Source organism: Pseudothauera lacus, from assembly GCF_003034845.1.
Taxonomy (GTDB): Bacteria; Pseudomonadota; Gammaproteobacteria; order Burkholderiales; family Rhodocyclaceae; genus Pseudothauera; species Pseudothauera lacus.
This window is the reverse complement of sequence record NZ_PZKC01000002.1, coordinates 86,554-109,878: the sequence shown is the minus strand read 5'-3', so window position 1 is coordinate 109,878 and position 23,325 is coordinate 86,554. Positions and strand designations below refer to the sequence as shown.

At 67.5% G+C, this 23,325-nt stretch carries 20 protein-coding genes; 7 read left to right on the top strand and 13 right to left on the bottom strand.

Features of this window, described 5'->3' with window-relative positions; all coding sequences use genetic code 11:
• The first annotated feature begins 226 nt into the window (after nucleotides 1-226).
• From glnK to C8261_RS02460, 4 genes are all read left to right on the top strand, one after another.
• Nucleotides 227-565: a P-II family nitrogen regulator gene (gene glnK / locus C8261_RS02475; protein WP_107492085.1), complete on the top strand. Its 339-nt coding sequence runs from the start codon at nucleotides 227-229 to the stop codon at nucleotides 563-565.
• Between the two features lie 12 nt (nucleotides 566-577).
• Nucleotides 578-1,924 (top strand): ammonium transporter, encoded by a 1,347-nt coding sequence (locus C8261_RS02470; protein ID WP_107492084.1) that lies wholly within the window; start codon nucleotides 578-580, stop codon nucleotides 1,922-1,924.
• 253 nt (nucleotides 1,925-2,177) lie between these two features.
• Nucleotides 2,178-2,891: a TorF family putative porin gene (locus C8261_RS02465; protein ID WP_107492350.1), complete on the top strand. Its 714-nt coding sequence runs from the start codon at nucleotides 2,178-2,180 to the stop codon at nucleotides 2,889-2,891.
• Between the two features lie 218 nt (nucleotides 2,892-3,109).
• A complete protein-coding gene (locus C8261_RS02460; RefSeq protein ID WP_181358822.1) occupies nucleotides 3,110-3,802 on the top strand; it encodes a PEP-CTERM sorting domain-containing protein in 693 nt (230 codons plus the stop codon).
• A 24-nt stretch (nucleotides 3,803-3,826) separates the two neighbouring features.
• On the opposite strand, the gene C8261_RS02455 is transcribed toward C8261_RS02460, so the two are convergent.
• The 3 genes from C8261_RS02455 to C8261_RS02445 form a co-directional block, all read right to left on the bottom strand.
• Nucleotides 3,827-7,018, bottom strand: a complete 3,192-nt coding sequence (locus tag C8261_RS02455; protein WP_107492082.1) for a coiled-coil domain-containing protein — start codon at nucleotides 7,016-7,018, stop codon at nucleotides 3,827-3,829.
• Between the two features lie 89 nt (nucleotides 7,019-7,107).
• Nucleotides 7,108-8,406 carry a hypothetical protein gene (locus tag C8261_RS02450; RefSeq protein WP_107492081.1) on the bottom strand — a complete coding sequence of 433 codons (1,299 nt, stop codon included), beginning with the start codon at nucleotides 8,404-8,406 and terminating at the stop codon, nucleotides 7,108-7,110.
• A gap of 4 nt (nucleotides 8,407-8,410) precedes the next feature.
• Nucleotides 8,411-10,162, bottom strand: a complete 1,752-nt coding sequence (locus tag C8261_RS02445; RefSeq protein WP_107492080.1) for a hypothetical protein — start codon at nucleotides 10,160-10,162, stop codon at nucleotides 8,411-8,413.
• A gap of 257 nt (nucleotides 10,163-10,419) precedes the next feature.
• Here C8261_RS02445 and C8261_RS02440 point away from each other — a divergent pair, with 257 nt between their 5' ends.
• Complete coding sequence (locus C8261_RS02440) at nucleotides 10,420-11,727, top strand: helix-turn-helix transcriptional regulator (protein ID WP_146161634.1); 1,308 nt, start codon at nucleotides 10,420-10,422, stop codon at nucleotides 11,725-11,727.
• A 7-nt stretch (nucleotides 11,728-11,734) separates the two neighbouring features.
• Here C8261_RS02440 and purU read toward each other — a convergent pair whose 3' ends face one another.
• The 3 genes from purU to C8261_RS02425 all read right to left on the bottom strand — a co-directional run bounded on the left by purU (nucleotide 11,735) and on the right by C8261_RS02425 (nucleotide 15,240).
• Nucleotides 11,735-12,610 (bottom strand): formyltetrahydrofolate deformylase, encoded by an 876-nt coding sequence (gene purU, locus C8261_RS02435; protein WP_107492078.1) that lies wholly within the window; start codon nucleotides 12,608-12,610, stop codon nucleotides 11,735-11,737.
• Nucleotides 12,611-12,618: 8 nt separating this feature from the next.
• Nucleotides 12,619-13,230, bottom strand: coding sequence for a bifunctional phosphoserine phosphatase/homoserine phosphotransferase ThrH (gene thrH / locus C8261_RS02430; RefSeq protein ID WP_107492349.1), 612 nt, complete (start codon nucleotides 13,228-13,230; stop codon nucleotides 12,619-12,621).
• A gap of 63 nt (nucleotides 13,231-13,293) precedes the next feature.
• Nucleotides 13,294-15,240 (bottom strand): ATP-binding cassette domain-containing protein, encoded by a 1,947-nt coding sequence (locus C8261_RS02425; RefSeq protein ID WP_107492077.1) that lies wholly within the window; start codon nucleotides 15,238-15,240, stop codon nucleotides 13,294-13,296.
• A 62-nt stretch (nucleotides 15,241-15,302) separates the two neighbouring features.
• Here C8261_RS02425 and C8261_RS02420 point away from each other — a divergent pair, with 62 nt between their 5' ends.
• Nucleotides 15,303-15,893, top strand: coding sequence for a hypothetical protein (locus C8261_RS02420; protein ID WP_107492076.1), 591 nt, complete (start codon nucleotides 15,303-15,305; stop codon nucleotides 15,891-15,893).
• A 12-nt stretch (nucleotides 15,894-15,905) separates the two neighbouring features.
• Here the strand turns inward: C8261_RS02420 and C8261_RS02415 are convergent, their stop codons facing one another.
• Together C8261_RS02415 and C8261_RS02410 are read right to left on the bottom strand one after the other, a co-directional pair.
• Nucleotides 15,906-16,529: a 2-hydroxychromene-2-carboxylate isomerase gene (locus C8261_RS02415; protein WP_107492075.1), complete on the bottom strand. Its 624-nt coding sequence runs from the start codon at nucleotides 16,527-16,529 to the stop codon at nucleotides 15,906-15,908.
• Nucleotides 16,530-16,560: 31 nt separating this feature from the next.
• The gene (locus C8261_RS02410; protein ID WP_181358821.1) at nucleotides 16,561-16,929 is read right to left on the bottom strand and encodes a DUF2917 domain-containing protein; all 369 of its coding nucleotides are present in this window, start codon (nucleotides 16,927-16,929) and stop codon (nucleotides 16,561-16,563) included.
• 128 nt (nucleotides 16,930-17,057) lie between these two features.
• Here C8261_RS02410 and C8261_RS02405 point away from each other — a divergent pair, with 128 nt between their 5' ends.
• The gene (locus C8261_RS02405; RefSeq protein ID WP_107492073.1) at nucleotides 17,058-17,966 is read left to right on the top strand and encodes a LysR substrate-binding domain-containing protein; all 909 of its coding nucleotides are present in this window, start codon (nucleotides 17,058-17,060) and stop codon (nucleotides 17,964-17,966) included.
• A 34-nt stretch (nucleotides 17,967-18,000) separates the two neighbouring features.
• Here the strand turns inward: C8261_RS02405 and C8261_RS02400 are convergent, their stop codons facing one another.
• The 5 genes from C8261_RS02400 to gshA form a co-directional block, all read right to left on the bottom strand.
• Entirely contained in the window at nucleotides 18,001-18,897 is an 897-nt protein-coding gene (locus tag C8261_RS02400; RefSeq protein WP_107492072.1) for a DMT family transporter, read from the bottom strand.
• A 126-nt stretch (nucleotides 18,898-19,023) separates the two neighbouring features.
• Complete coding sequence (locus tag C8261_RS02395) at nucleotides 19,024-19,893, bottom strand: DUF6279 family lipoprotein (protein ID WP_107492071.1); 870 nt, start codon at nucleotides 19,891-19,893, stop codon at nucleotides 19,024-19,026.
• A gap of 33 nt (nucleotides 19,894-19,926) precedes the next feature.
• A complete protein-coding gene (locus tag C8261_RS02390) occupies nucleotides 19,927-20,985 on the bottom strand; it encodes an FAD:protein FMN transferase (protein WP_181358820.1) in 1,059 nt (352 codons plus the stop codon).
• The gene (gene gshB / locus C8261_RS02385) at nucleotides 20,982-21,953 is read right to left on the bottom strand and encodes a glutathione synthase (RefSeq protein WP_107492070.1); all 972 of its coding nucleotides are present in this window, start codon (nucleotides 21,951-21,953) and stop codon (nucleotides 20,982-20,984) included. The genes C8261_RS02390 and gshB overlap by 4 nt, the downstream gene beginning before the upstream one ends.
• A gap of 4 nt (nucleotides 21,954-21,957) precedes the next feature.
• Nucleotides 21,958-23,265 carry a glutamate--cysteine ligase gene (gshA, locus tag C8261_RS02380; protein ID WP_107492069.1) on the bottom strand — a complete coding sequence of 436 codons (1,308 nt, stop codon included), beginning with the start codon at nucleotides 23,263-23,265 and terminating at the stop codon, nucleotides 21,958-21,960.
• Nucleotides 23,266-23,325 lie beyond the last annotated feature (60 nt).

Sequence of the window (23,325 nt, the reverse complement as noted above, 5' to 3'; positions counted from 1 at the left end):
ACCGCATTGATGCACCACAACGGTGCATCTGCACCCAAGTGGCGCCAGCCCCGCCTCGCTGCGCCGCAGCAGCGCCCGGAAATTGCGCCCGGATCCTTGTGCTGACTGGCTTTTTGCGATCTGGCACGGAATGCGCTAGAGGATGCTCGCTGCGATACCTACCCGGGAGATAACCCATGCCTCACGACCGTGCTGTTCTGCCCCTGCGGGGCCAAAGGAGATTCTCATGAAGTTCATCACCGCCATCATCAAGCCCTTCAAGCTCGACGAAGTGCGCGAAGCCCTCTCCGCCATCGGCGTGCAGGGCATCACCGTCACCGAAGTGAAGGGCTTCGGCCGCCAGAAGGGCCACACCGAGCTCTACCGCGGCGCCGAGTACGTCGTCGATTTCCTGCCCAAGGTGAAGATCGAGGCCGCCATCTCGGCCGACATCCTCGACCAGGCCATCGAGGCCATCGAGAAGGCAGCATCCACCGGCAAGATCGGTGACGGAAAGATCTTCGTATTCGATCTGGAACAGGCCATCCGCATCCGCACCGGCGAGACCGGCGGCGATGCGCTGTAAGGGAGCAACAGCATGAAAAAGATCCTCACCCCCCTGCTCGCGGCAGCTGCCGCCGGCCTCGCCGGCCCCGCGCTGGCCGATGAAGGCGAAGTGCTCAAGCACGTCTTCGAACTGCAGTACGCCATCGACACCTTCTACTTCCTGGTGTGCGGCGCACTGGTGATGTGGATGGCCGCCGGCTTCTCGATGCTCGAGGCCGGTCTGGTGCGCTCCAAGAACACCGCCGAGATCCTCACCAAGAACGTCGCGCTGTTTTCCATCTCGTGCATCATGTACCTGATATGCGGCTACGCCATCATGTACGGCGGCGGCATCTTCCTTTCCGGCATCGACGGCGGTGAAGCGCTCGTTGATGAGGCTTTTGCGGCCTTCGGCGAGCGCGAATCGTTCGACGGTGATTCGGTGTATTCGAGCGCCTCGGACTTCTTCTTCCAGGTGGTGTTCGTCGCCACCGCCATGTCCATCGTCTCCGGTGCCGTGGCAGAGCGCATGAAGCTGTGGGCCTTCCTGGCCTTCGCCATCGTCATGACCGGCTTCATCTACCCGATGGAAGGTTCTTGGACCTGGGGCGGCGAAGACGTCTTCGGCATGTTCAACCTCGGCGATCTGGGCTTCTCCGACTTCGCCGGCTCCGGCATCGTCCATATGGCCGGCGCGGCCGCGGCACTCGCCGGGGTGATGCTGCTCGGCGCCCGCAAGGGCAAGTACGGCCCCAACGGCGAGGTGCGCGCGATTCCGGGCGCCAACCTGCCGCTGGCCACGCTCGGCACCCTGATCCTGTGGATGGGCTGGTTCGGCTTCAACGGTGGTTCGGTGCTGAAGCTCGGCGACATCGCCAGCGCCAACTCGGTGGCGATGGTGTTCCTCAACACCAACACCGCCGCTGCCGGTGGTGCGGTGGCTGCACTGATCCTCTCCAAGCTGATGTTCGGCAAGGCTGACTTGACCATGCTGCTCAACGGTGCGCTGGCCGGCCTGGTGGTGATCACCGCCGAGCCCTCCACCCCGACTCCGCTGCTGGCCACGGTGTTCGGTGCCGCCGGCGGCGTACTGGTGGTGCTGTCGATCACCTTCCTCGACAAGCTCAAGATCGATGACCCGGTCGGCGCCATCTCGGTGCACGGCAGCTGCGGCCTGCTCGGCCTGCTGCTGGTGCCGGTGACCAACGGCGACTCCACCTTCTCCGGCCAGATCATCGGCGCGATCACCATCTTCACCTGGGTGTTCGTGTGCAGCCTGATCGTCTGGGGCGCGCTGAAGGCGGTGATGGGCATCCGCGTCTCCGAGGAAGAGGAGTACGAAGGGGTCGACCTCACCGAATGCGGCCAGGAAGCCTATCCGGAGTTCGTCTCCAAGTAAGCCGGCAACCGAAGGCCCGCGGAAAGGGGTGCTGCGGCACCCCTTTTTAGTGCCCCGGACCGCCACCAGGCCATGCACAGGCTCAGTGCATGCCAGCGCAAACACGCACCGATACTGCACTGCAACCAAAGCAGATCGGCACCCATGGCGCCCGTAACGGCGCAGAAACAAAGCAGATCAGCACATTCCACGAACTGGCACGGAGTGTGCATTTAGTGCACCGCGTAATAACGCTTTACCCTAGGAGATGACCATGCAGAAACGTATCCTCGCCGCCCTTCTCGCCGCCCCCATGCTCGGCTCGGGCGCCGCCCTCGCCGAAGACATCCCGTTCTCGGCCAATGTCAGCATCGTGTCCGACTATGCCTTCCGCGGCGTCAGTCAGACTGATCAGCGTCCGGCCATCCAGGGCGGCTTCGACTATGCCCACGACAGCGGCCTCTACGTCGGCGTGTGGGCCTCCAACGTGTCCTGGCTGAGCGATCTGGACGCGCGCGGCAGCAGCCTGGAAACCAACCTGTACGCTGGCTACGCCGCCGAGATCGGCCCCATCGGCCTCGACGTCGGCCTGCTGCAGTACTACTACCCGGGCGATTTCGACTCCGCGTGGAAGGCCGCCAACGGCATGAAGAGCCCGAACACTCTGGAAGGCTACGTCGGTGTCAGTTGGGCGTTCCTCTCCTTCAAGTACTCGCACTCATTCACCAACCTGTTCGGCACCGCCGACTCCAAGGGCAGTGACTACTATGACCTCTCGCTTTCGTACGAGGTCATGGACGGCCTCACCCTCGACGCCCATTACGGCTACTCCGACATCCACAATGCCGATAACTACGAGGACTGGAAACTCGGTGCGACCTATTCCTACGGCGGCTTTGATTTCGGTCTGCATTACGTCGACACCGACATCAAGAACTCGCGCATTGCCGACGAACGCGTGATCCTCTCAGTCAGTCGCAGCTTCTGAGCACCACCGCCGCGCCAGGCGCGGCGTGCAGCAGACCGTGCGCGGGCCACTCCTCCCCACGCACGGGAAACGGGCGCCTCCCCAGGGGGCGCCCGTTTCACTTCGAGGGCGCCGTGATGGATATCACCAAAGTTTAAACATTCGGCTTTGCCGGCGGCAACGGCACAGGGACAATGCGTCCAACGACCATTCATTGTGCGCCGCCACATCCAGCCCTCATGAAACTGCGCCCGCTCCTCCTCTGCTGCGCCCTCGCCGCAGCCTTTTCCCCTGCCGCCCAGGCCGGGGTGATCAGCCTCGACAGCTACCAGCTCGCCAGCAGCAAGCAGAGCGGCTCATTCACCTACAACGGCAGCACGCAAAGCACCTGGGCCGGCGAGATCAGCTTCAACTACTCGCAGGGCAGCAGCTACGGATTCGGCGCCGGCATCCTTGACGCCTTCTGCATCGAACCCTCGCAGACCCTCAGCACGCCGGCGGTGTACGTCATCGAAAACGGCCTGTCGCTGTTCGGCAGCGCCCAGCAGAGCCTGATCGCCGGGCTCTACGACAATTTCTACGCCCGCGCGGTGAGCAATGCCCAGACCGCCGCCTTCCAGCTCGTGCTGTGGGAGATCGTTGCCGACGGCGCCGGCATGCTGAATCTGGGCAATGGCAGCTTCCGCACCAGCCATGCCTTCGGCGGCCAGCGCAGCATCGCCAGCGACTGGCTCGGCGAACTCAACACCTGGTACGCCGGGCTTACCAGCCCCTATCAGTCGAACAGCTACGAATTCTTTACCCTGCGCAGCGCAGCCTCGCAGAACCAGCTCAGCGTTCGCGAACGCCTGCAGGTCCCGGAACCCGGCATCCTTGCCCTGCTCGGCATCGGCCTGATCGCCGGGGGGCTGGCGCGCCGCCGCCGGGGCTGAGCCTCCCCCCGGAATAGCGCGCATTCAGCGCAACCACTGGGTGCCGCTCAGCGTGCGCAGGATGCGCGGCTGGCCGTCGATGAGGCCAACTTCCTCGACGACCCGCGAACTTTCCTCGTGGTTCATGCGCTGGCGCCGGTTCTCGCCGACGATGCGCACGCTGTAGCCAACCCTCACCGACCCATCGGACGAGCTCGCCAGTACCTGAAAGCCGCTGATGCGGTACTGGATGCGCTCGAAGACCCTGAACGAGTTGCTCAGGTAGTCCTCGACATCGCGCAGATCGGCGCCGTCGCCGCCTTGCCAGTCGGGGGCAAGGAGGCCAAGCAGGGCACGCACGTCGCCACGCGCATAGGCGTCGATGAAGGACTGGTAGAGCATGCGCACCTGTTCGTCGCTGATGCGCGGAGCACCCTGCGGAGAACGGCTGTGGGCGAGGTGCTGTTCCAGCAATGGTTCGATGCGGCCGACCAGCGCAGCGAGGTCGCGGGCGTCTCCGGGCGCCAGACGGTTGCCCTGGCTGCTGGCCGCAGCGAGACTGTCGAACTCTGCCTGCATGGCCGCCAGCCCTGCACGGTAGGCCTCGTCGTAGCCCATCGCAAGCCCCTCCAGACGTTGCATCAGTCCTTGCGCGGCGGCGATCAGGGCGCTGGCATCGGCGTAGGTCGCCTTGCCCGCGAGGCGCTCGGTCAGCGTCTTCAGCTGCCCCAGCCTGTCGATGATCTCGCCATTGGCGAGAAAGTCGTCGCCCAGGCAACTCAGCTCGCTCTCGTACAGTGCGGTCAGGCGTTTCAGCTGCTCACGCATCGCCGGCACGGCATCCGCCGGAATGCGCTCATCGGCGGCCAGACGCCCGGCATGGGCGATGTTGATGGCGAGCGCAGATGCGATACGGTTCTGGCTCTCGCTCATGCCGCGGATGATGTCATTGAAGTGCTCCATCATCACCACGCCGCCAAGCAGGCCCTGCAGGAAAGGCGAGATCGGGTCACGGGGGTACACCCGCGCGTCGGCGCGGCCGGCACGCGCTTCATCGACCCCCCTGGCGATCTCGGTAACCCGCGCATGGAGCAGGGGTTCATTGAGTTCGCTCCAGCGTGACAAGGGTGCACTGCCAAGGCCATGGACGGTTGCCTGAGAGGCCGAATTGACGCGCGCAAGGAGACGCTGCGACTCCTCGGCGAGCGGCAGCAGGAGGCCATGCACGGCCTCGACCGCGGCGCAGTTGCGCGCCAGGCCGGCAGTGGCGGTGCTGATCCACGTCCGGCTGACATTGAACATCGGCGCCTCGTGAGCACCCGTCGACGACGACTCGCTCAACACCCCCTGCGCCACCAGGCGCCTGAAGAAGGCCAGCAAGGCAGCCTTCTCGGTCGTCTCACGGTCGAGCGCGGCACGGTGGTCCTGCGCCTGGGCGATGTAGTCCTGCGCCGCCAGCCGGTAGCCCTCCCGTTGGGCAGCGATCTCGCGCTCGATGGCGCGAATGCGCTCGGGCAATGCCGCACGCTCGTGGTCGATCTCGGCTTCGGCGGCCGCCACTGCGTTGTGCAGACCGGCCACGGCCCTGCGCTGGCGCTCGAGGATCTGGCGCCCCTGCACGCCCAGGGCGCCATTGGCCCCGTAAGCTGGCGCCGGCTCTGATGCATGGAGGGCGGCGAGCTCGCGCTCGCGCTCGACGACGCGCTGCAACTGGCGCTGCAGGGCATCGCGCTGGGAGTACAGGACGGCGCGCAGTTCACGCTCGAGGCGAAGGCGCTCGCGGGTGAGCAATTGCGCCGCACCGTTGCGCGCCGCGCTCAACTCGGCAAGCACGATCCCTTCACTGGAGGCGTCAAATGGCGCGCGTACCAGCAACTCGCCGATGCGGTCGTACTCCGTGGCAACTGCATCGACACTCGAGCGCCGCTCGGGCAGTTGCGTCTCGCGCAACCTGAGCATGGCGCGGTGATAGTCCTCATAAGCGGCGAGTTTGTCGCTGTCGGCTACGTCGCCGTATGGGTAGATGGGTCGCCCGACGCTGTCCCTGACCCGTTCGTCGCGCGCCTGAAGGTGGCGTGCAGATGTTTCCGCAAACGCGGTCAGCGCGGCCTCCAGAGCGTCCATGGCGGCACGCAGACGCTGCGCCTGCTCGGCGAAACCCGGGTGGTCGCGCTGCCAGTTGGTCAGCAGGCTGCGATAGCGGTTCATCTGCGCATCAATGTCGGCAAGCGGCTCCGGCGCAGCGACGGGAGCCGCGCGCAAGGCCTCCAGGCGCTGACGCAAGGCGGCGAGCCTGGCATCGATGGCCGCATGCTCCGCGGCGACACGCTCCTGCTCGATCCTCGCGGCTTCGATCAGCTGGGCCGCCTCGGCAGCGCCCTGCTCCAGCGCCCTGGCTACTCCGATCAGTTCGGCGATGCGGTTGTGGCGCCGCTCGATCTCTTCCTCGGCACCTCTGGCCGTGTCTTCGAGCTCCTTGTCGAGCGCTTCGAGGCGGGTTGCCGCGCGCGCGGCAAGATCGAGCAGGATGCGCCCCTTGGCGAGGATCGTGGCGTTGCTGCCGGAGATGTCCTTGTCCTCGCGCACACGCAGGTAGGACTGCCAGAACTCGATGGTCTGTCCGGACAGGCGGCCAAGCTCCTCCAGCTCCGGCACCACTGCCTGGGTGCTGGCAGAGAGGCGCTGCAGACGACGGGTGTAGTACTCGTCGCCGCCGCTCAGCGCCTTCTTGACCGCCTCGCCGGCGATCTTCTCGGCCACCCAGGCGCCAATCTCGTGGATCTTGCCGCTGGTGGTGGCAAAGGCCATCACTTCCTGCGCCGTCGCCAGCCCGAGGGTGATCGCCGTCTTGGCCACATTCTGGCGCTGCACCAGGGCCAGTTGCTCGGTATAGCGCTGCAGCTCCTCACGGGCCCGGCGCACATCGTCGCGACGCAGCGCGGCATACTCGGCGAGCTGGCGCAGATCAACCATCTGCTCGGTAAGGCGCTCGCGCTCGGCCTGCATCTCGGCCGTCAGGCGCGCGACGTCCTCCGCAGACTGGTTTCCGCGCGCGCCCCTCCCATCGTGAAAGGCGCGCTCGTGGCCAAGCTGCGCGGCAAGCCTTTCAAGGCCGGCAATCTCCAGTTCCAGTGCGGCAATCTCATGCTGGCGTTGCAAGGCCTCGCTGGCCAACGCCGGCACGGCGGCGAGCCACGACACCAGCACGGCAAGCGCTGCGGTGCGTAGGATGGACATGAATCTCTCCTGCCCCTGGCTTCACGCACAAGGGGATGCCGGGCGCCGCCCGCCGCGACGGGCGCGCCGATCTTCGGATTCCGCCGGAATCAGCGGAAGTTGGGCGTACCGTTGAGCTGGTGGCGATACTCGATGGTGATCGGACCGGTGCTCAGGCTGCCGCCTGCAATGCGGAAGATCACGTAGGTGCCATCTACCAGCTTGAGCGCGTACACCCTGCCGATCACCGCCGTCGTGTCGCCCCACCATTCGGGCATGTCCGCCGGCACCGAAGTGACCGCGTCGAGGCTGGTCACACCGCTGAGCGTCTGCCCGCCTTCGGTTTCTCCACCGAAATTGCTCAAGCTATCGCTGCCATCGAACGCGAAGGCGGTGGTCGACATGTGTGCCAATACCTGGCGACTCAGGAAGGAGTAGCCGAAACCGGGGTTCAGCGCGAAGCTGCCGGTGCGCACATTCGACGGGGTGCCCTCCGTAGCCTGCCCTTGCGGCTGGGTGACGACATTGCCGTCGCGGTCAAGCACCAGTACATCGGTGCCGATCGATTCGTCGGTGACGAAGGAAGCGAGGTTGCCCGGATCCGACACCCCGAAGATCAGTGGCGCGGCAAGTTCGTGCAGTTTGTAGCCATCGCCCTCACGAACCAGGGTCACCGAAGTGTTGGCCTGGTCCTGCAGCAACTGGCCGGTGCGCACCGACCTGACCTGGCGGTTGAAGAGGAAGTAGATGGTCCAGCGGTCGTCGGCAGCCGCCATGCGCTGGATGGTGGGGCGGATGCGGATGGCGTCGAAGAAGCGGAAATCGTTGCTGAGGGCGCTGTCGAGCGCGGTCTCGTTGCCGATGAAGTCGCGTGACACCATGGCCATGAAGCCGGCGCGGTCGCGCGCCATGTAGCGCTCCAGCAACTGCTCGAAGGCAGCCTCCGCGAGCGCGCGGCTGTCGTCGCGCACGAGCCTGAATTCAAAGGCGTGTTCGCTGTCGTTGCTGGCCTGCCCGGTGGTGCTCAGGGCGCGCAGCTTGAAGCGATAGGGCTGCTCGAACTGGGGCGCGAACTCGAAGGCAAACATGCCGCGATCGCTGAAGGGTACCTCGACCCAGCTCAAGCCGTCGTCGAGGCTGGCTTCGACGCGCCCGATGGCGCCCTGCGCGACTTCCGCACGGCCGCGCACGATGACCTTGCCACCATCGAGATCGCCGGGCGAGAACTGCAGGCTGCGCTCGACGCGCAGGGCATTGACCTGGTTGAAGAGCAGGTCGGTGAACACCGGTTCGCCGGCATCGGCGCCGAAGCGCCACCACTGCGCCGCCGCAAACTGACTGAACAGCATGCAGGCGAGGCCAAGGAGCAGGGCGACCAGGCTGCGGTTGAAGTGTGCGTGGGTGGCCATCGGTTCAGTTCCCGAAATTGAAGGGGATGTCCGTCAGCACGCGGACGTAGCGTTCACGATAGTTCTTTGCGGCGTCGCCGAAACGGTACTCGGCATGGCCGATCTCGGCGCGCAGGGTTCCTCCGCGCAGCAAGGCCGGCTGGCTGTCGAGGTTGAGAGCATAGCGCCGCAGGCGGGTATCCTCCGCGCCCGGGACACGATTCTCGGTACTGCGGTGCTCGAGGTTGAGTCCGTAGGACAGATGTCCCTGGGTAAGCAGGCGCAGATCGAAGCGCGCGCCGTCGGTGCGCACCATGCGCCCGCTGCCCGGGTCCTCGACCTCCTGGTGCTCGAGACTCAGGTAAGGACGCAGGTCGTAGCGGCCGCCGGCAATCAGGTGGCGGGAGTCGATCACCAGGCGGTAGAGCAGGTCGTCATTGCTCTGCCGTGGGGAAGTGTCCTTGCGGGTATTCAGCAGGGCCTCGACCTCGCCGCGCACCGATACCTGGTCGAAGCGGTCGGCCAGACTGACGTAGAGGCGCTCGGAGACCTGCTCGCGGCGCTGCGGCGCGCCAGTATCCACGCGGCGCTGGCGCAGGCTGGTGGCAAAGGTGAGGCTGCGGCGGTCGAACAGGCCGCGGGCATTGACGCCGACCTCGGGAATGCTGGTGCGCGTAGTGGCAGCAAGCTGGCCGTCGAGGTTGTTGCGGAACCAGTCGTAGGCCCCGTAGACGCTCCACACCGTGCCGAGGCGGTAATCGCCGCGCACATAGGTGCGCAGGCGGTCGAGCGCCGCGCCGCCACCCATGGTGTAGAAGTCGGGGGAGACGCGCTCGGCGCGGCCGCGCAGGCGCAGCTTGCCGAGCGTGCCATCCATGTTCAGGCGGTGGGCCGAGCCGCTGAGGTTCTCGCGCACCCCGGCGGCAGTCTGCCGCCGCGTCTTGGCCTGGGCGTGCTCGCCGCTGAGACGCAGGCCACTGTCGGCACGATATTCCCAGTCGAAGGCGGGCAGGATCTGGCGGTAGGTATCCTCGGTGGTGCGCGCCGGATCGTTGTCACGATCCCAGGCCGAAACGAGGTTGATGCCAATGCGGTAGTTGTCCCCCGCGGTCTGCGCGCGGAGGCCGGTGACGTGTCGGTCTATGGGCTCGTCCTCGACCTGGTTGAGGAGATGGTTCCAGCGCGCGTCAAAGGCACCGGCGACAAAACGTACGTAGCTCGCCTCGCCGATGTTGCGCTGATAGCCGATGCCCTTGATGGCGCGGTTCAGCGAGTACTGCGAGAGGGTGGCGTAGTAATCGCCAAGGGTAAGGTGGTTGACCTGGTCGGAGGCGACAAGCTGCAGGCGCTGCAGCGACTTGGTCTGCGGGTCGTGGCGGCGGGAATCGGTATAGCGCAGGATGGCGTTGAACTCGGTGGTCCAGTTGTCGCCTAGGCTGTGCCTGGCGTTGAGCTCGAGGTCGTGCAGCCAGTGGCGACCCGGTTCGAGAATGCTCGCGGCGCGCCCCGGGCCCGAGATGTGGTGGCTCTCGAACATGCTGCGCAGGGTGACCTCCAGGGAGCTCTCGGTTTCCTCAGTGGTAAAGCTGAATTCACCGAACGCCGGTCCTTTTGGCGCTACCGGCGCACTCAGGGTATCCGGCGGGGTGAGGGGCACGATCAGCCCTGTCCGCGGCGGCACCGTTTCCGCGGTGGCTGCCGTCTCGGCGGGCTGCGCGCCGGCACCGCCGCTGAGGGCGGCCAGAAGTACGGCAAAGGTGCGAGGTCTGAGCTTCATCTGCGCGATCCGTTCGGCGGGTTAAATCTTGTAACACCTGCATACAAAGATACACCGGCGCCGCAGCGGATCGACAGTCGGCGCCCTGTCATCCGCACCGATTCATGTCATCCCTGCTGTAAACCCTGTGATTCTGTTCTCGTTTCGCCGTCCTCCTGTCATCACTGCCCAGCTTGGGGAGCATGCGCCCGGCACTTGCCAAGGCAGCTCAGCCCATCGGCGTAGCGCTGAGTTAGACTCTTCTTCCCTGCATTCTTGTGGTCGTTGCCGTGGTCGCTCTGCCAGGCGAGTTGATTCGTGCCGGAGGCTTCACGCTGTATGTCCTCTGGCTTACGGCCTTGCCGATGTCCGGCCCTTTGCTGGGTGAGACGGGCGACATGGCGTGGTTCCTGTGGCCGCAGTGCGCAATGCTCCTGCTGTGCGCGCGCTTTGCCAGCGCGCGGATCTTCCAGCCCTTGCTGTTCGCCAGCGTTCTGCTGACCGCAGTACTGACGATCGCCTTCATCCCGCTTCAGGGGTCACTCACCAACCCCGTCCTCGCCAGCCTCGGTGTGGTCTCAGCTCCCCTTTCGATCTACATGGGCGTGCTGCTCAAGGGCGGAGAACGCCCTGTCATCCTGGCGGCACTTGGCCTCGCGGGCGGCAACCTGCTCAACCTGGCACTGGGCCTGCTGCCGCTGAGCGATGCCAGCAAGCTGGGGCTGCTGGCGGGCGCCCTGCCGGGAATCCTGCTTGCGCCCGGTGCGCGGGCCGAGCATCTCTCCGGACCCTGTGCAGGACTCCCCCGCTATCTGCCATTCGTGATGTTTTTCCAGTTGGTCAGCGGGCTGATGTACGGGCAGATGCTGCCGGCCTACCATGCCATCGCCGTCCTGCCCGGCAGCGAACTGCTGCTCTACATCGGTGGCGCTTTTGCAGTGATCGGCCTGAGCGTGCGCAACCGCGAACTGACCGTACTGCTGGGCGTGGGCGTGGCGATGCTGGCCTTCGCGTGCTGGCAGTTGTTGCCCGCAACTGCAGCGAAGCACGCCGGCGTGCACGCGATGATGGCCGCCGCGGGAATCGTCGATCTGTTCCTGCTCGCCTACGTGCTGTCCTTCACCAATCAGCTGCGCGCCTATGGCTACGGCGTCGCCGCACTGGTCGGCGGCATCGCCGCAGGCCACTGGCTCTCGGGGCTGACCGCCGCGCATACGGACTCCGTGAGCCTGGTCGCGCTGATTCTGCTCAACCTGTCCGTCCTGGCGCTGTTCGTCCAGCGCGCGCGGCAAACGCCTCAGCTTGCGGAGAACCTGCCCCCTTCAGCCACCGCCGTCTCCTCGGTGCTGCCACCAACGCTGGAGAAGTCGCTCTCGGTGCAGGAGCGTCAGGTCCTGCTTGCGGTACTCAGCCACCGCACCTATCGTGAGGTGGGCGCGACCCTGGGCATTTCGGAATCGTCGGTAAAGACCTACATGCAGCGCATCTATCGCAAGACCGGCGTGTTCCGCCGTGATCAGCTCATCGGCCTGCTGGCCGAATCGACGGCAACTGCGCCGGGCAGCGCTATCGACGGACAGGCCTGAGGGACGTTCAGCGGAAGACGATGGTCTTGTTGCCGTGGACCAGCACGCGGTCTTCGAGGTGGTAGCGCAGGCCGCGCGCGAGCACGGTCTTCTCGATGTCCTTGCCGTAGCGCACCATGTCCTCGACGGCGTCGGAGTGGTCGATGCGGATCACGTCCTGCTCGATGATCGGCCCCTGGTCGAGATCCGCGGTGACGTAATGGCAGGTTGCACCAATCAGCTTGACGCCCTTGGTCCACGCCTGGTGGTAGGGCTTGGCGCCGACGAAGCTGGGCAGGAAGCTGTGGTGGATGTTGATGATGCGCCCCGGGTAGGCGGCGCACAGCTCGGGCGAGAGGATCTGCATGTAGCGCGCCAGCACCATGGTGTCGCCGCGCACTTCCTCGAAGATGCGCTGCACCTCGGCATAGGCGGCAGCCTTGTTGTCGGCGCCGACCGGCACGTGGTGGAAGGCAATGCCGTGCCACTCGACAAAGCCGCGGAAGTCGTCGTGGTTGGAGATCACGCAGGGGATCTCGATGTCGAGCTCCTTCGACTGCCAGCGCGCGAGCAGGTCGTAGAGGCAGTGTTCCTGCTTGCTGACCAGCACCACCACGCGCTTCTTCACCGCCGAATCGGTGATCTTCCACTCCATCTCCAGTTCTTCGGCGATGGGGCGGAAGCGCTCGCGGAATTCGGCAAGATGGAAGGGCAGCGAATCGGCGCGGATCTCGATGCGCATGAAGTAGCGCCCGACGGCCTCGCCTTCGCGCGGCGGTTCGGCGTGCAGCGAGGTTTCGAGGATCCAGCCCTGGTGTTCGGCAATGAAGCCGGAGACCCGGGCGACGATGCCGCTGCGGTCCGGGCAGGACGCCGACAGGGTGTAGAAGCGCGTGCGGTGCATGGCGGCGGTCAGGCGCTGCGGGCGAAGGCGCGATCGATCTCTGCGCGCAGGGCGGCGTAGTCGCGCACCACCGGGTACTGCGGGAATTCGCGCACGACGTTCTCGGGCGGATGGAAGAGGATGCCGCCGTGGGCTTCACCCAGCATCGCGGTATCGTTGTACGAGTCGCCCGCGGCCACCACCTTGAAGTTCAGTTCCTTGAAGCGCCTGACGGCCTCGCGCTTCTGGTCGGCCATGCGCAGGTGGTAGTTCACCAGCACGCCGCTGGTGTCGGCTTCCAGGCTGTGGCAGAACAGCGTCGGCCAGCCGAGCTGGCGCATCAGCGGGTGGGCGAACTCGTAGAAGGTGTCGGAGAGGATCACCACCTGATAGCTCTCGCGCAGATCGTCGAGGAAGTCGCGCGCGCCGTCCATCGGCCCCATGCTGGCGATCACTTCCTGGATGTCGGGCAGGCCCAGCTTTTTCTGCGCCAGGATGTCCAGGCGGTACTTCATCAGGGTGTCGTAGTTGGGTTCGTCGCGGGTGGTGCGGCGCAGTTCCGGGATGCCGGTGCGCTCGGCGAATTCGATCCAGATTTCCGGGACGAGCACGCCTTCGAGGTCGAGACAGACGATCTGCACGGTGGGGCCTTTGGGTTGGATGGCGGGAACAGCGGGCGATTCTACCATCGCCGGCAGGGTCTCTCAGTCGCCGTCCACCGCCAGCGCTTCGAGCGCTTCGGCGAGTTCCAGCCAGCGCAGTTCGGCGTCCTCGATCAGCGCGCCGAGTTCGGCCTGGCGGCGGTTGAGCGCCTGCAGTTCGGCGGGGTCGGGGTTGGCGTAGAAGGCGGGGTCGGCGAGACGGGTGTCGAGTTGCTGCCTCTCGGCCTGCCAGCCGGCGAGCTTGCGCTCCAGTTGCTCGCTTTCCTTGACCAGCGGGCGGCGGGCGGCCAGGCGGGCCTGACGGTCGGCCGCGGCCTGGGCGCGGTCGGCCTTGCGCGCGGCCTTGTCGGCGACGCGGTCGGGGCACTGCGCGGCGGCTGCCGCCTGCACGCGGCGTTCGGCCAGCCAGTCGCGGTAGTCGTCGAGGTCGCCGTCGAAGGGCTGTACGCGGCCGCCATCGACCAGCAGGAAGCGGTCGCAGGTGGCGCGCAGCAGCGCGCGGTCGTGGGAGACCAGCACCATGCCGCCCTCGTAGTCCTGCAGCGCCAGCGTCAATGCGTGGCGCATCTCGAGGTCGAGGTGGTTGGTGGGCTCATCCAGCAGCAGCAGGTTGGGGCGGCGCCAGATCAGCAGCGCCAGCGCCAGACGTGACTTCTCGCCGCCGGAGAAGCTGCCGCAGGGCCCGGTGGCCGGGGTGGAGGTGCCGCCCACGCCGTCGCCGCGGAAGTCGAAACCGCCCAGATAGTCGCGCAGGTCCTGCTCGCGCGCCGCCGGGTCGAGGCGCACCATGTGCTGCAGGGGCGATTCGTCCGGGCGCAGGGTTTCCAGCTGATGCTGGGCGAAGTAGCCGGTGGCCAGGCCCTTGCCTTCGCTGCGGCTGCCGGCCGCGAGGGCGAGTTCGCCGGCGAGCAGCTTGATCAGCGTGGACTTGCCGGCGCCGTTGCGTCCCAGCAGGCCGATGCGCTCGCCGGGGCGCAGGGTGAGCTTGAAGCCCGACAGGATGGGCGTGTCGCCATAGCCCACGGCGCCGTCCTCGATGGCGAGCAGCGGGTCGGGCGCCGGGGGGGCATCGCGGAAGCTGAAGGAGAACGGGGTATCCACATGCGCCGCGGCGATGCGCTCCATGCGTTCCAGCGCCTTGATGCGGCTCTGCGCCTGGCGCGCCTTGGTGGCCTTGGCGCGGAAGCGGCGGATGTAGTCCTCGATGTGGGCAATCTCGCGCTGCTGCTTGTCGAAGAGCTGCTGCTGCTGGGACAGGCGTTCGGCGCGCTGGCGCTCGAAGTCCGAATAGCCGCCGGAGTACAGCGTCAGGCGGCGGTTCTCCACATGGGCGACATGGCTCACGCAGGCGTCGAGGAATTCGCGGTCGTGCGAGATCAGCAGCAGGGTGCCGCGGTAGTCGCGCAGCCACTGCTCGAGCCAGATCACCGCGTCGAGGTCGAGGTGGTTGGTGGGTTCGTCGAGCAGCAGCAGGTCGGAGCGGCACATCAGCGCCTGGGCGAGGTTCAGGCGCATCCGCCAGCCGCCGGAGAAGTCCGCCACCGGGCGCTCCAGGTCGGCGGGCAGGAAGCCCAGGCCGTCCAGCAGCGCCGCGGCGCGCGCACGTGCGGCATAGCCGCCGATCTCGTGCAGGCGGGCGTGCAGTTCGCCGATATGGGCGCCGTCCGCGGGGTCGTGATGGGCTTCCAGGCGGGCGAGCTCGTCCTCGATGCGGCGCAGTTCGGCGTCGCCGTCGAGCGCGTAGTCCAGCGCCGAACGTTGCAGGGCGGGGGTTTCCTGCGCCACATGGGCGATCACCCAGGCGGCCGGCATCTCCAGGTCACCGCGCTCGGGGTGCAGTTCGCCGCGCAGCAGGGCGAACAGGCTGGACTTGCCGCTGCCGTTGGCGCCGGTCAGGCCGACCCGCCAGCCAGGGTGGATCTGCAGCGTGGCCTCTTCGACCAGCACGCGGGCGCCGCGCGCCAATGACATATTTCGAAACTGGATCACGTCATCGCTTCGGAGTACAAAGGCGTTATTCTACGCGTCCGCTGCCTCCACCCGGTGCCCGCATGACCCGACCTGCCCTGCTCTCCGCACCCGCCGCCGTGTTTGCCGTACTGCTGGCCATCAGCCCGGCAGCGATCGCCGAAACCGATCTGCAGCGCAGCACCCGCCTGCAGGACGAGGCCAAGACCATCCGCGACGCTGCGGAGGCGCGCTTCGCCGCCGAGGAGCCGCAGTGTTACGAGCGCTTCCAGGTCAACCGGTGCATCCAGCAGGCCAAGGACGCACGCCTGGCGGAGATCCGCCGCGCCCGCGAACTGGAAGCCGAGGCGCGCCGCCTCGACCTTGCCGAGCGCCAGCGCCGCGCCGCGGCCCTGGGGGCCGTGCCGCCGCCGGAAGGCGCCGCCGCACCGACCGCGATCACCCTCCCCGACCCCACCCCCAGCCCCGAGGCAGCACAGCGCCAGCAGGAGCGTGAGGCTGCCGCCGCGCGGCGCCAGGCCGAAGCGCAACAGACACGCAGCGCACGCGATGCCGAACGCGACGAACGTCGCAGCCGTGCCGAAACTGCTGCCGCACAGCGCGCCGATCAGGCCGCACGCGACCGCGCACGCTACGAAGAGCGCATCCGCAAGCGCGAAGCCGAACGGCAGTAAGATCCCCCCGGCTCAAGGTCCGGCGCGTGCCCAGGCCAGGGCATCCTCCAGTCGGTCGTTGCCCCAGAACAGCTCCTCGCCGACACGAAAGCTGGGTGCGCCGAACAGGCCGATCTCGGCCGCGCGTTCGGTCTGCGCGCGCAAGGCCTGCTTGTTTTCCGCCGCCTGCGCGCGCGCCAGCACCTCCGGCGCCGGCAAGCCGAGCGCAGCGAGGAGCTCACCGATCACTGCGTCGTCGGCAATGTCACGATCCTCGGCGAAGCTCGCCAACATGGCGGCGCGGGAGAATGCCGCCACCCAGCCCTCGGCAACCCCAACCAGCGCCACCCGCGCAGCGAGCAGACCGTTGCGCGGAAACTGGCTGGGCATGCGGAAGGGCAGGCCATACCTGGCCGCCAGACGGGCGAGATCGCGCCACATGTAGCGCCCCTTGGGCGGATAGATGTTGAACGGCGAATCGTTCCAGCCCAGCGACAGGAACACCGGGCCGAGCAGGAAGGGCTTCCACACCACGTCCACCCCGGCGGCCTGCGCAGCCGCCTCGATGCGCATCACCGCGAGATAGGAATAGGTGCTGGCAAACTCGAACCAGAACTCGATCTGCGGATTGCCCTCCGCGGCGGTGATGGCAGACATCGGCGCTCCCGGCGGCTTGCTCACGCTGCCACTATAGCGGACGCATGTCGCGTCCGCCGGTGGCATCCTGCCAGTGGCGCAGACGGCCGCTCAGCTCACGCGCCGCCGCGCTGCCATTGCGCGGATCGAGCCAGCCGAGCAGGCTGCGCCAGGCCCGGCGGCGCGGCACTGTCTGGCGCAGTTCGATGCGCGCCCCGCGATGGGCACTGAGCACCACCGCGGTGGGCAGGGTCAGCACGAAGGATTGCCCGGCGGTGACAATGATGTCGCGGTGGTCACCGTACTGGGTGATCCACACGCAGCCGCTGCGACAGAACACCTCGGTGCCGGCGGCGCCGCTCAGCACCTCGGTGGCGTGGGCACGCAGCGTCAGGGCACGCGTGTCGTCGAGCCTGTCCATGATCATCTCCTGGCGGGCCGCCGCCGCGGATCGGGATGACCCCGGACCAGACGCCCTTGCATGCAGTATCGACATCCACTAGCCTCCATACAAACGGCCAATTCGCATCACAAGGATGCGTTTTATTCATGCATGAGAATACCTTCAGACGACTGCCGCTGGATCCACTGCGCGGCTTCGTTGCCGCTGCCCGTCACCTCTCCTTCACCCTCGCGGCGGACGAACTCCATCTCACCCAGTCGGCGATCAGCCGTCAGGTGCAGACGCTGGAGGCCGCCCTCGGCGTGACGCTCTTCCACCGCGGTGTGCGCAGCCTGCAACTCACCGCCGACGGCAGCCGTCTGGCCGCCGCCGCCGCTGGCTGGCTCGACGAGTACGCCCGCCTGGCCGCGGCGATACGCCCATCCGGCGCGCGCCCGGTGACCGTAACGGCCTCCATCGGCATTGCCGCGCTGTGGCTGGTGCCACGGCTGCGCGACTTCCAGCAGCGTCACCCCGAGACCGAGGTGCGCATTGCCGCCGGCAACCGGGTAATCGACCTGGCGCGCGAGGATGTCGACCTCGCCCTGCGCTACTGCGCCGACCGCGACACACCGGCGGAGGCGGTAAAGCTGTTCAGCGAAACGGTGATGCCCGTCGGCCACCCGGCACTGGCTGCCGGGCTGGAGCTGAACGCTGCCACCCTGCCCGGACTCACCCTGCTCGACTATGGCGAGCCGGGCTTTCCCTGGCTGGGCTGGGAACACTGGCTGCAGGCCGCTGGACTGGAGGGTGTGCGGCCCCGCACGCGCATCGTCTTTTCGCACTACGACCAGCTCATCCACGCTGCGGCTGCCGGCCAGGGGCTGGCAATCGGGCGCAGCGTGCTGATCGATCCGCTGATCGAGGACGGCCGCCTGCAGGTGATCGGCAGCCAGCGCCTGCCTATACCCGGACGCGGCTTCTGGCTGATTCCCGCACCGCGGACGATGCGCAGCGAGGTGCAGCGCTTTGCCGACTGGGTGGTGGAAGCCGCCAGAGACGGCAGCGCGGGCTGACGGGACAACGTAAAGCGCGCCCGTTCACACCTCTTCAGCGTCGACGCGGGGGACGGTTGGCGATCCAGATGCCGCTGCCGACCAGCCCGAGGGCGGCGAACACTGCCGGCGTGAGCGGCTCACCGAGCAGCACGCCACCGGCCAGCACCCCCATCACCGGGGTCAGGAAGGAGAACGACGACAGCCGCGTCGCCGGATACTGGCGTACCAGCCAGAACCAGCCCAGATAGCTCGCCGAGGCGACCACCACGATCTGAAAGGCGAGGCTCGCCCACACCAGCGGCGAGGGCGCGAAGATGCCCGGCTCGCCCATCAGCAGCGCCAGCGGCGGCAGGATCAGCGCGGAGACGACAAGCTGGTAGAGCAAGGTCTTCTCGGCGCTGACGCGGTTGAGCGCCGACGCCTTCACCGTAAGGGTGGTTGCCGCCCAGAAGAAGGCGGAACAGAAGATCAGCAGATCGCCTTTCCAGGCCTCCCCGGCGGCGCCGAGGAGGTTCTCGCCGAACAGCACCAGCACCCCGCAGAACGCCAGCGCCATGCCCGCCCACTGGGTGCGGCGCATGTGCTCGTGGGGCAGCAGCCACACCGCCCCGAGGGCAACGAAGAAGGGCGCGGTGTACAGGAAGATGACCCCGCGCGAGGCGCTGGTGTACTGCAGGCCGATGAAGATCAGCGCAAATTCAGCGGCAAACAGCAGGCCGGCGAGCACCCCGCCGGGCAGGCTGCCATCGGCCTCGAAAAGTCTCACCCGCCGACCGACGGCCCACGCCAGCACCAGCAGCGCCGCGCCGATGGAACGCAGGCCGGCCTGCCAGACCGGGGAGATGCCGGCATTGGCAAGCTTGATGGCGACCTGCTGCACCCCCCATATGGTGCAGAACAGCACCATCATGCCGATGGCGAGGCGGTCGAGCTGGGTCTTGGGAGGCATGGGCGGTTCTCGGGCACGGTGGTGGTATCGCCATGCGGCAGGCGAGCGTCGATGCTACACCGCCGCGATGGGAAACGCCGGGTGCAGCGCCGGGGCGAATCGTCGGCCGACTGTATCCGCCCCGCCTCAGGCCGGGGCGGGCAGCGACGGAGCGCAAGCCAGGCGTTCGAACTGGCTGGCCAGCTTGTCGAGCTCGGCGCGCAGGCGCAGGCGCTGGCGCGGTGTCGCGGCGTTGACGAGATCGGCCAACAGGCTCAGGGTAAGGGCGCGGTTGTGCGTCACGCGGGCGCGGTAAGCGGCGTCCCAGTGCGCCTGCGGAGTGCGCAACAGGGGCTCCAGCTCGCCCGCCGGCAGGGTGCCGCCGGCACGCCGGCCGAGGAGGTCGAGAAGAGCGCGCTGCCAGGCCGCGCGGTGCGCCAGCCAATCCTCGGCGGTGGGCTGCAGGGCGCGGCTCCACGCCGCCACCTGCTCGCGCTGAGGGTCTTCGAGACGGCCGAACCAGTCGCGCAGGCGTTTCTCCATGCGCTCGACGCGACCGGCGTGGAGGTGCTCGGCAGAACCTTCGAGATGCTCCTTGCGCGCCTTGGCATTGCGGCGCTCGAAGGCCGCTGCCAGCTCAGCCACCTGGGCGTCGTCGAGGCTGGCCAGCAATGCCTCTGCATCGTCCACCACGGCCGTCATCAGCACGTCCCACAAGCCCTCGCCACGGGCCAGCAGGGCATCGAGACGCTGCGCATCCAGCGCGCCTTCGTCCACTGCCGTCCGGGTGTCGCGCAGCAAGGCAGCGTAATCCGGCAGCTGCTCACGGCAGTGCCAGTCCAGCAGTCTGTCCAGACGCTGATCCAGTGCACTGCGCTGCTCACCCTGCAGGGTGACGAAATCGCGCAGATACCAGGGCAGCAGCCAGTCGAGCTGGGTGTATGCGAAGCGCACGCCGCAACCGGCCAGCAGCAGCGTGGCCAGACCCATCAGGCAGAGGCGGAAGAGAGTACGCATGCGCTTGAGAGCGCTGCGGGGGGGCAAAGTTCTTCAGTCCACGACGAGGTCGGCCTGACTGCCCGGCACCCACTGCAGGCGCGCGCGCAGCGCACGGGTGACCTCCACGCGGCCGTCGGCGGCCACCCGCAGGGCGTGGTCGATGCCGTAGCGCCGAGTGTATTCGCGCCACGCGTCACCGGCGATGAAGGCCGGTTTGCTGGGGCCGTCGGACAGCGTGCCGGCGTGCTCGCGGCCGGTGATCAGCACGGTGAGCGCCTGAGTGCCGCGTGCCGGGTAGCCGGTGCGCGGGTCGAGGAGATGGGAAAAGCGTTCGCCGCCGGATTCGAAATAGCGCTGGTAATCCCCGGAGGTGCCGATGGCCTCGCCGTCGTACAGCGGCATGGTGGCCAGCGGGCGCGGTTCGCGCGGGTGCTGGATGCCGATGCGCCAGGGCTGGTCGCCCTTGGCGCCAAGTGCGATGACGTTGCCGCCGATGTTCACCAGCGCGTTGGTGGAACCCTTTTCGCGCAGGATGGCGGCGGCGCGCTCAAGCGCGTAGCCCTTGGCGTAACCACCGAGGTCGATCTGCACCATCGGGTTGCGGCTGGAGACCTGGCGCCCGACGATGCTCAGGTCGGCCATGCGCGGACGGGCGTCGAGCAGCGCCTGCAGCGCCTCGGGTTCGGGCTGCACCGGCACGAACTCGTCGGTATGGAAGCCCCACAGTGCGACCAGGCGGCCCAGCGCGGGGTCGAAGAGTTCGCCGCCGGTCGCCGCCATGGCCTGCGCATCGCGCAGCAGCATGGCGAGCTCCTCGGAGACCTCCACCGTCTCGCCGCGCGCCAGGGCCTCGTTGAGGCGGGTCAGTTCGGACGGTTTCCAGGCGTGATAGGCGGCGTGCAGGCGGTCGAACTCGCGCAGCACTGCGTCCATCGCGCGGCGCGCCTCGGCGGGGTCGCTGCCATACACCGAGACATCCACCCGGGTGCCGAACACATAGGCCTCCTGGCGGTGCACCTCGGCGCGCGAGCAGGCCCCGAACAGGGCTGCGCAGGCCAGCAGCAGGCCAAGCAGGGCAACGCGGCGGCCCCATGAACGCAGGTCGGTCATGCGCCGCCCCGCGCCTGCGCGCAGGCCGCCTCAAGCTTGTCGACGAACAGCGCTGCGACGTCGAAGCCGCTCTGCGCGGCGATCTCGACGAAGCAGGTGGGGCTGGTGACGTTGACCTCGGTAAGGTGGCCACCGATGACGTCAAGGCCGACCACCATCAGGCCGCGCGCCCACAGCACGGGGGCGAGGGTCTCGGCGATCTCGCGTTCGCGCCCGGTGAGCGGCATCGCCACGCCGCGTCCGCCGGCGGCGAGGTTGCCGCGCGTCTCGCCGGCCTTGGGGATGCGCGCCAGGGCATAGGGCACCACCTCGCCGCCGATGATCAGCACCCGCTTGTCGCCCGCGCTGATGGCCGGCAGGTAGCGCTGCGCCATGATGGTGCGCGCGCCCTCGTGGGTGAGGGTTTCCAGGATCACGTTGCGGTTGGGGTCGTCGGCACGGACGCGGAAGATCTGGCTGCCGCCCATGCCGTCGAGCGGCTTCAGCACCACCTCGCCGAGCTCGTCGATGAAGGCGTTGATCTCGCCCACATCGCGCGCCACCAGGGTGGTGGCGGTGAACTGCGCGAACTCGGTGATGGCGAGCTTCTCGGAATGGTCGCGGATCGCCCGCGGCGCGTTGAACACCCGCGCGCCGCGGGCCGCCGCACGCTCCAGCAGCCAGGTGGCGGTGACGTATTCGAAGTCGAAGGGCGGATCCTGGCGCATCACCACGGCGTCGAACTGCGCCAGCGGCACCACGGCGGCTTCGCCGGCCTCGTACCAGGGCTGATCGCCGGTCAGCGGGCGGACGCGCAGGGCGCGCGCATGCACGGCGCTGTCGCGCCAGGCCAGGGCCTCGCGCTGGATGGTCCAGATTTCGTGGCCACGCGCCGCGGCCGCGCGCATCATGGCGATGCTGGAATCCTTGTAGGGCTTCAGTGCGGCGAGCGGGTCGAGGATGAAGGCCAGGCGCAGGGTCGTGCTCATCGTCTCACCCCAGCGCCGCCAGCTCGGCGAGGTCGGCGGCCGGTGCGGTTTCCTCGATCTCCACCGAAGCTGCCAGCAGTGCCAGACGCGCCACCACGCCATAGGCGTAGAAACGGTTGGGCGGCGCATCCGGGCCCTGGGCGGTATCGGGCAGCGTGCAGCAGGTCTCGAAGGCCAGCGGCTTGAAGTGCATGCCCGGGGCGTTGAGGTTCTCGTCGCGCCCGCGCTCGGTGTGCACGCGGTAGAAACCGCCCACGACGTAGTGGTCCATCATGTACACCACCGGCTCGGCGACCGCGCCTTCGACGGTTTCGAAGGTGTGCACGCCTTCCTGGATGATGACCTCGTGCACCTCCAGGCCCTCCTTGACCACCGCCATCTTGTTGCGCTGGCGGCGGTTGAGGCCGACCACCTCGGAGGCATCCCTGACCGTCATCACCCCCATGCCGTAGGTGCCGGCATCGGCCTTGACCACCACGAAGGGCTCGTCGGTGACGCCGTACTCCTTGTACTTCTCGCGGATGCGGGCAAGCAGGCTGTCCACCTGCGCGGCCAGGCATTCCTCGCCGGTACGCTCCTGGAAGTTGATCTGCCCGCAGACGCCGAATTCCGGGTTGATGCGCCAGGGATCGATGCCGATGGCGGTGGCGAACTCGCGCGCCACGCGGTCATAGCATTCGGCATGTCTGGACTTGCGGCGCACATGCCAGCCGGCGTGCAACGGCGGGATCAGCCACTGGTCCTCAAGTCCGCGCAACACTTCCGGCACGCCGCCGGACAGGTCGTTGTTGAGCAGCACCGCGCAGGGCTCGAAGCCGTCCAGACCAAGGCGTCCGTTGCTGTGCCGCAGGGGTTCCAGAGTCAGCGTCGAACCGTTGGCCAGTTCCAGCACGGTGGGCTCGGCGATCTCCGGCAGCAGCGAGCCGATGCGCACCTTGAGCCCGGTGAGGCGCAGGATGGACACCAGCTTGGCAACGTTCTGCAGGTAGAACTGGTTGCGGGTGTGGTTCTCCGGGATCAGCAGCAGGCTGCGCGCATCCGGGCAGATGCGCTCGATGGCCGACTGCGCGGCCTGCACGCACAAGGGCATGAAGGCGTCGTTGAGGTTGTTGAAGCCGCCGGGGAAGAGGTTGAGGTCCACCGGCGCGAGCTTGAAGCCGGAATTGCGCAGGTCGGTGGAACCGTAGAACGGTGGCAGGTGGTCCTGCCACTGCACGCGCATCCAGCGTTCGATCTCGGTGGCCTTGTCGAGAAAGGTCTTTTCCAGCTCCAGCAGGGGGCCGGTCAGTGCGGTGGTGAGATGGGGAACCATGGAGGCTGTTCTCGCGAAGAACGCCGCAGGCGGATGCGCTGCGGCGATTGTTTGCGGGCA